Origin of the sequence: Bacillus sp. AY18-3 (assembly GCF_008042305.1) — a bacterium.
GTDB classification, from domain to species: Bacteria; Bacillota; Bacilli; order Bacillales; family Bacillaceae_G; genus Bacillus_A; species Bacillus_A wiedmannii.
On record NZ_QKQR01000021.1, the window covers coordinates 21,148 to 32,985 of the forward strand.

Consider the following 11,838-nt stretch of genomic DNA (forward strand, 5'->3'; position numbering starts at 1 on the left):
GTGCTTTTATGCACTCTTTTTTTGTGCATAAAAATACTTTCTAATTAAATACTACTTAGTATTAAGTTTTTATTAAGGGGCTGTAAACATGAATATAAAGCAATCGTTCAAACTTTTAGCTGTTTTTTTAAGTGTTTTATTTGTGTTATTTCCACTTCAAAAAGCATTCGCGGAAGTTATGGATCATACAAAGTATGAAATGGATTGGAGTTATAGTAGGTCAAAGAAGAAACCAATTCGAACAGAGCTTATTAAAACAGCAGATGGAAAAATTGCCTTTTGCTTAAATGTAGATTTGAAATCTCCAAGCGGTCAAGATTTACCGGAAATGGGCAAAGTGGATATTAATGTATACCGTGTACTGTTAAATGGGTATCCGCAAAAGAGTCCACAAGAATTAGGTGTTTCTGATTGGAGAGAGGCACATTATGCAACGCAGCTTGCAGTATGGAATGCGTTAAAACAAATTGATATTAATGATTTAGATTTCCGTAATAAAAATGTAGAAAAGGTAACGAAAGATATCGTTGCAAAAGCAAGTGCTAGTGAAGAATTACAAGAAATTACGATGAGCGTAATACCGTCAGAAGAACAACAAGCAGTGTTAAAAAATGATTTCTTTGAAACAGGTTTATATACAGTAGAAACAAATGCGAAAAGCGGAACATATAAAGTGCAAGCAACAGGTGCACCAGAAGGGGCGAAATTTGTAAATGAAAAGGGCGAAGCAAAAACGGAATTTAATGTAGGAGAAAAGTTCCGCATCTTAATTCCGAAACAAACACCAGCTGGTGGGTTTAGCTTTAAAGTATTAGGGAATTTAACAAAGTTACAAGGGATTGCACATAAAGGGACACCGACTATTCAAAATGCAGTTGTATTGCTTGAGCGTAGTGAAGAAAAAACAAGTCCGGAGTTATCGGTAAGTTGGAAAACAACAAATGGTCATGAGAATAATAAACCACATACTCCAAATGAACCACATAAACCAAATCAATATAAAAGGTAAGGATGAAAGCATTGGTATTAACCAATGCTTTTTATATATGAAATTTTAAATTATATTAAGATAATTATTAACTAGATAAAACACTGTTTTTATGTTAGGAAAACTATTTAGAAATAACAAAATATAATAAAATCTAAACGTTACGATTAATAGATTAAATTCACGAAATTGTAACATTATTCTAATTGAAAAGGCTATCAAATAAAGTGGAAAGCGTGTAAAATTCAGTTGGAAAAACTACCTATAGATGGTCATATATGAAGAAAATGTAATTTTCTATTATTATTCACATTTTTAGATGTATAGATGACAAGACTAAAATATATCATTTACTATACCCTTTTTATGTAGAAAGAGAACTCATCACACGAGGAAAGAAGTGAGGAGGATACAGTACATAAAAATTTTATAATGTAAGAAAGCGAATACATAGGGAGAAATGCGGTAGTAATTGATACAGGTGCGCGAGGTGTTAGTCTATTCATTAAATGCTTTTATAAAGATAATAGGATTACTTATTAAATGAATATATAGGATGGTTTCTCTAAATAAAGGAACAGGGGACACAGATTATGTCGAAGAAAAAGACGAGTAGGGTATTAGTAGCTGCTGTTTGTTTAGCTACGTTATTAACGTCATATGGACTTGAATTACCTAAGGTGTATGCAGAGATGACGATTGAAGATAAGGAGAAACAGCAAGAAGAGCGAGTATATCAATTGCTGCCAAAAGGTGATGTAGAAGGGATGCGTGAGTTGCATCAGCGTCGAATGAGTTTTTCTCCTTATGAACCAACGGGCATTTATGTAAAGCCAGGTGAAGAAGTAGTTATTCAAGTAGAAGGGACTCGACAGATTAAAGCTTATATTGGTACATATTCTTATGAAAAAGAAGAACCTAAACAATTTAATTTAAATCCTGGTGAGAATAAAATTTCTTCTTTAAATGGGGGACTATTATACTTTTATAATTATCACAACATAGGAGAAGTAGTCGCTAAAGTGAAAAAAGGTGGTACACCAAATCCTTTATTTATTTTAGGAAAGCATACGACAAAAGATTGGAAGCGTATGTTGGCAGAGAATCCTGATCCATATGCAATAGAAATGAAGGGAGAAAATAGTTTATTAACTATGCATCCTGAAACTGTAGCGGAACATTTGAAGCAAGAAGATCCAGCTGCGTTATTAAAGAAACACGATGAAATAATTAATATAGAACATAAGATATCAGGTTTATCAAAAGATGGTGCGGGTGTTGCGAATCAAGGTAAACATTCCATTCATTTTGTTGAAGACTGGTATACGGACAATTATATGTATGCGACTTATTATCGAACAGGTTATAGTAAAGGGAATTTAGGGTCAGTACTAAATCTAGAAGAGTTAACTAATGATGGATGGGGGCCTTGGCATGAAGTGGGACATCAACATCAACAGGACACTTGGTTATGGGATGGACTTGGAGAAGTAACCGTTAATATTTATTCTTTGGCAGTTCAAACTACATTCGGGCATAAAACAAGGTTAGAGCAAGAGGGGCGCTATGAAGCTGCATTTGCTTATTTAGGTAAACCGGATGCACAAGAAAAGATGGATGTATTTGAGAAATTAGTTATGTTTTGGCAGTTACATTTAGCTTATGGGGATCAATTCTATCCGAATTTACATCAAATGTATCGTTTGTTACATGATACAGAACTGCCTAAATCTGATGAAGAGAAAAAGCAGATGTTTATTTATATGGCGTCAAAAGTGGCAGGACAAAATTTAATTCCTTTCTTTAATAAATGGGGATTAATTGCAAATGATGCTACAAGAGAAAAGATTGAAAAATTAAATTTACCAAAATTAGAAAAAGAAATTTGGTTATCTACAGATAGCAATCCAATTCGTGAAAAACAAATTGAATTATACGAAGCTCCATATGGCGAGCCAAATAATGAAAAAATACAAAATGTAGTAATCGGTACTACATATGATGAGAAAAAAGCCAAGGAACTTGTACAGAATTTAGGTGAAGGTGTAAAGACAACAGGTGTGATTATGCAAGATAAGCCTGAAGTTGGAGAAAAAACTGTAAAAGTAGAAATTGTAGATAGAAAAGGAAATAAGAATTTCATTCCAGTTGTAGTGAATGTTGGATATGGGGATAGCCTACTTGTATATGGATTGAACTATACCGGGGAGGGAGACTTGAAGTCAACCGTAACTCTACATCATGGTACGAAAAAATTTAGTGCAACAGATACAAAAAATTTAATTCACGATTACTTTAAAGATGAAAAGTATTTTGAGTTCACACTGTACGATAAAGAAGGAAGAGAGAAGAAAAATGTAGTGGTAAAAGGGTTGGAGAATACAGAAGCCCTTGCCAAGGAATTAAATGGGTTAGCATTTGAATATGGAGATGTGGTGAAAGTATACCATGCAGAGTCTTCACGTTTACATTGGTATCAAAAAGGTTTATATGTGGGAGAAGGAAAAAATAAAGAAATAAAAGAATTATTCTTCAAAATTACTGAAAATGGATTTGAAAGATTAAAATCATTGCAAGAAGTAACAGCAAAGCCACAAACAGTAGTAGTTGGAACAGAAGTGGAAAAGCTAGAAGCGAAAAACTTTGTTGAAGTGAAAGACGGAGAAGTAGTTGGGTTTGTAGAGAAGCCAAATACAATGAAAATCGGAAAACAAACAGTAAAAGTAGAAACGAAAGATCGTTTAGGAAATAAGCGAGTGACGGAAGTATCATTAGAAGTGATTTATGGAGATAGTATCGCATATGTGGGATATGACAATGACATTGCTTCAGTGGTAACGTTAAAGCATGATGAGAAGCAATTACATGTGACTGATATGAATAGCCAGATTCATAAGTATTTTAATAAAGAGCTATACATGGGAATTACGTTATATGATGAAAAAGGAAAAGAGAAAAAACATGTAACAGCAGAAGGACAAGAAACTTCAAAAAACTTTGCGAAGCAAGTCAATGGAATGCCGTTTGAGTATGGAGATGTAGTGAAAGTATTCCATGCAGAACCAGATCGTTTGAAATGGTATCAAAATAATACCCTTATTGGTCAAGGTGAGAAAAAAGGAATGAAAGAACTATTCTTTAAAGTGACCGAAAAAGGTTTCGAGAAAATGGATATGTTGCAAGAAGTAACGGCAGTACCACAAAAAGTAGTGATCGGAACAGACGCTGAAAAATTAAATGCAAAAGACTTTGTCCAAGTGAAAGATGGAGAAGTAATTGGATTTGTAGAAAAACCAATTACAACAAAAATCGGTGAACAAACAGTAAAAGTAGAAACGAAAGATCGTTTTGGAAATAAGAAAGTGACGGAAGTACCACTGGAAGTGATTTACGGAGATAGTATTATGTTCTTTGGTACATGGTATGGTGGAACAAATGTTAAATCGATTGTTACATTAAATCATGAAGAAAAGAAATTTAGTACAACAGATTCAGAAGGTCCAATGCATACGTCATTTGCAGATGAAAAGTATATGGGAATGACTGTATATGATAAAGGTGGAAAAGAGAAGAAAGCAGTTTCTGTAAAAGCATCCGAAAATACAAAAGCATTTGCAGAACAATTCAATGGAATGCCGTTTGAATATGGTGATGTAATAAAGGTGTATCAAAGAGAGTTTGATAGATTTAAAGTGTACAAAAAGAATGAATTCGTGGATACGGAGTATGGCGTTTATGAAGTGTTCTTTAAAGTTACAGAGCAAGGTTTTGAAAGAATGGAAATGTTGCAGGAAGTAAAAGCAGTGCCACAAAAAGTAGTAATCGGAACAAATAACGAAACGTTAGACGCGAAGGAATTTGTTGAAGTAAAAGGTGGAGAAGTAGTAGGTTTTGTAGGGAAACCAGACACAACGAAAATCGGTGAACAAAAAGTGAAAGTAGAAACGAAAGATATTTTTGGAAATAAGCAAGTGACAGAAGTACCGTTAGAAGTGACGTATGGAGATAGTATTGCATATGTAGGATATAACAATGAAATCGCATCAGTTGTAACATTAAAGCATGAAGAGAAGAAATTACATGTGACTGATATGAATAGCCAAATCCATAAGTATTTTAATAAAGAGCTATACATGGGAATCACGTTATATGATGGAGACGGAAAAGTGAAAAAGCATGTAGCAGCAGAAGGACAAGAAACTTCAAAGAATTTTGCAGAACAAGTGAATGGAATGACGTTTGAGTATGGAGATGTAGTAAAAGTATTCCATGCAGAACCGGACCGTTTGAAATGGTATCAAAATAATAACTTTGCTGGTCAAGGTGAGAAAAAAGGGATAAAAGAACTATTCTTCCAAGTGACAGAAAAAGGTTTCGAAAGAATGGATATGTTGCAAGAAGTAAAAGCAGTGCCACAAAAAGTAGTAATCGGAACAAATAGCGAAATGTTAGACGCGAAGAAGTTTGTTGAAGTGAATGATGGAGAAGTAGTAGGTTTTGTAGAAAAACCGGATACGACAAACATTGGTAAACAAACAGTGAAAGTAGAAACGAAAGATCGTTTTGGAAATAAGAAAGTAACAGAAGTATCATTAGAAGTAACGTATGGAGACAGTCTTGTTTATCAAGGTCTTTACAATGATATTGCTTCAATCGTAACGTTTGACCATGAAGAAAAGAAATTACATGTAACGTATACGAATGAGCAAATTCATAGTTACTTTAATAAAGAACTATACATGGGAATCACGTTATATGATCAAAATGGGGCAGAGAAAAAACATGTAACAGCAGAAGGGCAAGAAACTTCAAAGAATTTTGCTGAACAAGTAAATGGAACTTCATTCCAGTATGGAGATGTAGTGAAAGTGTATCATGCCGAGTCAGGTCGTTTAATTTGGTACAAAAATAGTGAGTTAGTTGGAAAAGGAGATAAGAAAAAGTTTAAAGAAATTTCCTTCAAGATTACTCCAAATGGCTTAGAACAAGTGCAATAATAAAAAAAGCTCGTAAAACATTATGTTTTACGAGCTTTTTTTATTACTCAGCTTCAGAAACTACTGTGAAGCGTTCGTTTACGTGTTTTGGATTTTCGATTTCATCAAGTGCTGCAACTGCGAAGTCTTCGTAACTTACGTAGCTATCACCTTTTGCGTTAACAAGAAGATTGTCTTGTCCAGCTGTATAAGAACCAGTACGTTTTCCTAATGCGAATAGTGCAGAAGGGCTGATGAATGTCCAAGTAATATCGTTTGTTTGTTGCAAGATTTCTAAGTTTTTACCTTGGTTTTGAGCTGTTGCAAGGTATTCATTTGGGAAACCTGGCGTATCAAATACACGCGTTGTTTTCTCTTCGTCTACAAATAAGCTTCCAGCGCCGCCAACTACAAGTAATTTTGTGTTAGGTGCACCTTTCATAGCTTCAATTAGTACGTTTCCTGCATCTACGTGAAGATGTTCTTCTCCTGCTGGAGCGCCGAATGCATTTACAACTACATCAAATGCTTGTAGGTCATTAGATGTAAGAGCGAATACATCTTTCTCTAAAACTTTTATATTTTCTTCTGTAATTTTTGCAGCGTTTCTTACGATTGCAGTTACTTCATGTCCGCGATCTAATGCTTCTTTTAAAATACGACTTCCTGCTTTACCAGTTGCTCCGATGATTCCGATTTTCATAATAAATCCCTCCAAAGTGTTTTGTTAAAGTGTATATCTGAAAGTAAATGAATTTGTTGTAATAAGGTTTGTTACAACCTGATGTAATCATTATAGTTACAGGTTGGTGTTTTTGTCAATGGGGTAGTTTGTAGATTTACTTTTTGTTTTAGTATGCACAGTTAGAGGGAGGAGAGTCATAAAGATATTGTTACTTCGTGTCTGGCTAATATTTGGAAATTGCAAATTGTCGAAAAATGTTGATTTTTAAATGTTTTTTAAATATAATTCGTTTTATGGAGAAAAGGAGGGGTTAATTGTATGAATATTTTAGAGCAATTTGTTTCATCAACGAATACAATTCTTTGGTCATATATTCTTATTGCAATGTTAATTGGTTTAGGTCTTTATTTTTCTATTAAATTGAAATTCGTACAAATTACTCATTTAGGGGAAATGGTTCGACTAATGAGTGATGGATTAACTGGAAAGACGCGTAAAAAAGGTAGTGTATCTTCTTTCCAAGCGTTCTGTATGAGTTCAGCAGCTCGTATTGGAATCGGGAACTTAGCCGGTGTAGCGTTAGCTATTTCTATGGGAGGACCTGGAGCGGTATTTTGGATGTGGGTGATTGCGATTGTCGGAGCGTCTTCAAGTTTCGTGGAAAGTACGCTTGCACAAATTTATAAAATAAAAGATGGCAGTGGCTTCCGTGGTGGTCCTGCTTATTATATGGAAAAAGGTTTAAATAAACGTTGGATGGGAATTTGGTTCTCTATCCTTATTACAATTAGTTACGGATTAATTTTCAACTCCGTACAAGCAAATACAGTTACATTAGCATTTAAAAACGCTTTTGGTATTGAGCGTTACGTTGTTGGGATTGTATTAGCAGTATTAGTTGCGGTTATTATTTTTGGTGGCGTGAAAAGTATTGCGCGTATGTCTGAAATGATCGTTCCGCCAATGGCACTTATTTATATTGCAGTAGCAATTTTCGTTGTTATTAAAAATTATTATTTAATACCGGATATGTTTACAGAAATTTTTAAAGGAGCATTTGGTTTAGATTCAGCTGTAGGTGGCGGTATCGGTGCTGCAATGAAGTATGGTATTCAGCGCGGATTATTTGCGAACGAGGCAGGTATGGGTAGTGCGCCGAACGCGGCAGCAACAGCTGATGTAACGCATCCGGCGAAACAAGGTTTTATTCAAACAATTGGAGTGTTAGTGGATACATTCTTAGTATGTACATCAACAGCATTTATCGTACTATGTTCTGGTGCATATAAGGCAACAAATTTAGAAGGTATTGAATTAACACAAAATGCATTAAGTTCACAAATTGGCCCATGGGCAAGTAGCTTCTTAGCGATTATTATTTTCCTATTCGCTTTCAGTTCACTTCTAGGAAACTACTATTATGGTGAAACGAACATTGAATTCATTAAACAAAGTAAAACTTGGTTAACGATTTACCGTATTGCGGTAGTGGGAATGGTATTATTCGGTTCTGTTGCCACACTTCAAGTTGTATGGAATATGGCGGATTTATTTATGGGACTAATGGTAATCACAAACTTAATCGCGATTACACTTCTTGGCCGATTTGCATATGCTGCTTTGGCAGACTATGTAAGGCAAAAGAAACAAGGAAAAGATCCAGTCTTCAGTGCAGATTCTATTCCTGGTTTAACGAATACGGAGTGTTGGGATAAGCCAGTGGTAACAGATAAAGAAAAAGCAGTGTAATGAAAAGGCGAGCGTCGAGATAAATTCGATGCTCGTCTTTTTTGTTGTAGTAAATGATGAAAAGGGTGAGAGGGAATTATTAATATAATTTTGTTTGTTCATTATTCTCGTTATTTGTAGAGAACGCACTGTCTTAAAAGTATGACCGGTTGAATGGGATGAGTGATTGAGTATTGGATAAATGCACGTACTGGTTATATTTTTACGTAAAAAAACATATATGTTAATAAATTTAACGTGTCCATGTTATAAAACCTAACATAAAGTTCTTGATTACTAAAAGTTTTTAGAATATAATTTTCTTATTGTTAGGAAGAGGGGGCAATGCAATTATGGATTTTTTAGCTAAGGTAATTGGGGATGTAAATAATGTCCTTTGGTCATATATCATTATTGCGATGTTAATTGGGTTAGGACTTTACTTTTCGTTTCGTGTGAAATTTGTCCAAGTTCGTTACTTCGGTGAAATGATTCGTTTGCTTGGGGATGGGGCAAGTTCGAAAACGAGGAAAGCTCAAAAAGAGAAGAGCGGTGTATCATCGTTCCAGGCTTTTTGTATGAGTACAGCTTCTCGTGTAGGTACTGGTAACTTAGCTGGTGTAGCTATCGCAATCTCAGCAGGTGGACCAGGAGCGGTATTTTGGATGTGGTTAATTGCGGTAATTGGGGGTGCTTCTGCATTTGTAGAGAGCACATTAGCGCAAATTTATAAAGTAAAAGATGGGAATGCATTCCGTGGTGGTCCAGCGTATTATATGGAAAAGGGTTTAAAGAAACGCTGGCTAGGAGTTGTCTTCTCTGTTCTAATAACAGTTAGTTTCGGATTAATTTTCAACGCCGTGCAGTCAAACACAGTAGCGGCGGCTTTTGATGGAGCATTTAACACAGATGGTAAGTTTGTAGGTCTGTTTATGGCTGGTTTACTTGCAATCATTATCTTCGGCGGAGTAAAACGTATTGCACGTGCGGTTGAAATGATTGTTCCAGTAATGGCAATTATATATGTAGCAGTAGCATTATTCGTTGTTGTAACAAACATTACGGCAATTCCATATGTATTTAAAGAAATTTTCTTACATGCTTTCGGAATTAAAGAAGTAGTAGGTGGGGGATTAGGAGCTGCGATTTTACTAGGGGTAAAACGTGGATTATTCTCAAATGAAGCAGGTATGGGTAGTGCGCCGAACGCAGCTGCGACTGCAAACGTAACGCATCCAGTTAAACAAGGTTTCATTCAAACTTTAGGGGTATTTACAGATACATTATTAATTTGTAGTTGTACAGCATTTATCATTTTATTATCAGATGTGCCTGGAGCGGCTGATTTAAACGGAATTCAATTAACGCAACAAGCATTAAGTCAACATATCGGACCGTGGGCTTCTATATTTGTAGCAGTTGCAATCTTCTTGTTTGCATTTAGTTCATTAGTGGGTAACTACTACTATGGTGAAACGAATATTGAATTCTTAAATGGAAGTAAAGTGTTATTAAATGCATACCGCATTGCTGTGCTTGGTATGGTTGTTTTAGGATCTGTAGCAACAATTCAAATCGTTTGGGATTTAGCAGATTTATTTATGGGGATTATGGCTGTTATTAACTTAGTTGCGATCGTATTCCTTTCTAAGTACGCTTTCGCGGCATTATCAGATTACGTTAAGCAAAAGAAACAAGGAAAAGATCCAGTATTCTATGCGGAGTCTATTCCAGGTTTGAACAATACAGAGTGCTGGGATAAGCCAGCAGTAGCTGATAAAGAAAAAGCAGTATAATGAGGTGAGCATCAAGTGAAACTTGATGCTCATTTTTTTGTTTTATCCTGCTATTTGTGAACAGTAAAACTCTCGATTGATACGGGCTAATAATCAGTGGGGATGATACTGATTGAAGTTTCGCTATATAATGTAAAAGACGAACATTCATGAACATTTTATAATAAAATGTAATTTTTTTAAGAAAAGTGCGGATATGAGTTGTGATTTATGTTAGAATGGAAAATGCCTTTGAAACAAGAGGTTTTATGATCTTTCCTATCCGATTGAAGGTTTTAGAGGAGAAATGGAAAGTTCGGATTATTTCTTATTTCAAGTGGTCAGACGTTCAACGTTAATGAAGAGTTAAATGGAGGATTTTATTAATGAAGTTTGTTATGTTTCTTGTAGGATTGCTCGTTGTATTTGTACTCGGTTTTCTTATAAGTGCCGATCGAAAGAAGATTAAGTATAAACCAATCGCAATTATGCTTGTTATTCAGCTAGCGTTAAGTTATTTCTTATTAAACACGCAAGTTGGTTATATTTTAGTAAAAGGAATTTCAGATGGATTTGGCGCGCTTCTTGGATATGCGGAAGCTGGAATCGTTTTCGTATTTGGCGGTCTTGTTAATAAAGGAGAGGTTTCATTCTTCTTAACAGCGTTATTACCAATCGTATTCTTTGCTGTTTTAATCGGAATTCTGCAACACTTTAAAATTTTACCGATATTTATTCGTGCTATTGGTACTGCGCTAAGTAAAGTAAATGGTCTAGGAAAACTAGAATCATATAACGCAGTAGCAGCTGCCATTGTTGGGCAAGCGGAAGTATTTATTACAGTAAAAGATCAATTAAGTAAAATCCCAAAACATCGTTTATATACATTATGTGCATCTTCCATGTCGACAGTATCAATGTCAATCGTAGGTTCTTATATGAAAATGATCGAACCGAAATATGTAGTAACAGCACTTGTATTAAATTTATTTAGTGGTTTCATTATTATTCATATTATTAACCCGTACGATATTACAGAAGAAGAAGATACACTGAAATTAGAAAATAAGAAAAAACAGTCATTCTTTGAAATGCTAAGTGAATATATTATGCTTGGTTTCACGATTGCAATCACAGTAGCGGCAATGTTACTTGGTTTCGTAGCATTAATTACAGCAATTAATAGCTTGTTTGATTCAATGTTCGGTATTACATTCCAAGCTATTTTAGGATACATTTTCTCACCATTAGCATTTGTAATGGGTATCCCGCAAGCAGAGATGGTAACAGCGGGACAAATTATGGCAACAAAATTAGTATCAAACGAATTTGTTGCGATGCTGGATCTTGGAAAAGTAGCTGGTGATTTATCAGCTCGTACAGTTGGTATTCTTTCTGTATTCCTTGTATCATTTGCGAACTTCTCATCAATCGGAATTATCGCAGGTGCAACGAAAGGTATCGATGAAAACCAATCAAATGTTGTATCATCATTCGGTCTACGCCTTGTGTATGGTGCGACATTAGTAAGTATTCTATCAGCGATTATCGTTGGTGTTATGTTATAAACAAAGATGGCCCTAGCTTATAGCTAGGGCTATTTTTTATGGTAAATTTGCATGAAAAAACCAATTAGTTAGGAATATATTAACATATAAAAATCTTTTAAAATTTATATTGCATTTC

General features: G+C 34.9%; 6 protein-coding genes. 5 read left to right on the forward strand and 1 reads right to left on the reverse strand.

Going from position 1 to position 11,838, the window contains the following annotated elements; all coding sequences use genetic code 11:
- Positions 1–88: 88 nt before the first annotated feature.
- Together DM800_RS18695 and DM800_RS18700 are read left to right on the forward strand one after the other, a co-directional pair.
- A complete protein-coding gene (locus DM800_RS18695) occupies positions 89–1,009 on the forward strand; it encodes a thioester domain-containing protein (protein WP_147787328.1) in 921 nt (306 codons plus the stop codon).
- 572 nt (positions 1,010–1,581) lie between these two features.
- Positions 1,582–5,985, forward strand: coding sequence for a putative mucin/carbohydrate-binding domain-containing protein (locus DM800_RS18700; RefSeq protein ID WP_147787329.1), 4,404 nt, complete (start codon positions 1,582–1,584; stop codon positions 5,983–5,985).
- 43 nt (positions 5,986–6,028) lie between these two features.
- Here DM800_RS18700 and DM800_RS18705 read toward each other — a convergent pair whose 3' ends face one another.
- On the reverse strand, positions 6,029–6,667 hold the full coding sequence (locus DM800_RS18705) for an NAD(P)-dependent oxidoreductase (RefSeq protein WP_048542416.1): 639 nt from the start codon (positions 6,665–6,667) through the stop codon (positions 6,029–6,031).
- 300 nt (positions 6,668–6,967) lie between these two features.
- Here DM800_RS18705 and DM800_RS18710 point away from each other — a divergent pair, with 300 nt between their 5' ends.
- The 3 genes from DM800_RS18710 to DM800_RS18720 all read left to right on the forward strand — a co-directional run bounded on the left by DM800_RS18710 (position 6,968) and on the right by DM800_RS18720 (position 11,720).
- The gene (locus DM800_RS18710; RefSeq protein WP_088064767.1) at positions 6,968–8,398 is read left to right on the forward strand and encodes an alanine/glycine:cation symporter family protein; all 1,431 of its coding nucleotides are present in this window, start codon (positions 6,968–6,970) and stop codon (positions 8,396–8,398) included.
- Between the two features lie 332 nt (positions 8,399–8,730).
- Positions 8,731–10,173, forward strand: coding sequence for an alanine/glycine:cation symporter family protein (locus tag DM800_RS18715; RefSeq protein WP_000346396.1), 1,443 nt, complete (start codon positions 8,731–8,733; stop codon positions 10,171–10,173).
- Between the two features lie 365 nt (positions 10,174–10,538).
- A complete protein-coding gene (locus DM800_RS18720) occupies positions 10,539–11,720 on the forward strand; it encodes a NupC/NupG family nucleoside CNT transporter (RefSeq protein ID WP_000673848.1) in 1,182 nt (393 codons plus the stop codon).
- Positions 11,721–11,838 lie beyond the last annotated feature (118 nt).

What these genes read in the sequence shown, in the direction of transcription:
- DM800_RS18695 (WP_147787328.1), top strand. Translation starts at nt 89, where the DNA reads ATGAATATAAAGCAATCGTTCAAACTTTTAGCTGTTTTTTTAAGTGTT.
- DM800_RS18700 (WP_147787329.1), top strand. Translation starts at nt 1,582, where the DNA reads ATGTCGAAGAAAAAGACGAGTAGGGTATTAGTAGCTGCTGTTTGTTTA.
- DM800_RS18705 (WP_048542416.1), bottom strand. Translation starts at nt 6,667, where the DNA reads ATGAAAATCGGAATCATCGGAGCAACTGGTAAAGCAGGAAGTCGTATT.
- DM800_RS18710 (WP_088064767.1), top strand. Translation starts at nt 6,968, where the DNA reads ATGAATATTTTAGAGCAATTTGTTTCATCAACGAATACAATTCTTTGG.
- DM800_RS18715 (WP_000346396.1), top strand. Translation starts at nt 8,731, where the DNA reads ATGGATTTTTTAGCTAAGGTAATTGGGGATGTAAATAATGTCCTTTGG.
- DM800_RS18720 (WP_000673848.1), top strand. Translation starts at nt 10,539, where the DNA reads ATGAAGTTTGTTATGTTTCTTGTAGGATTGCTCGTTGTATTTGTACTC.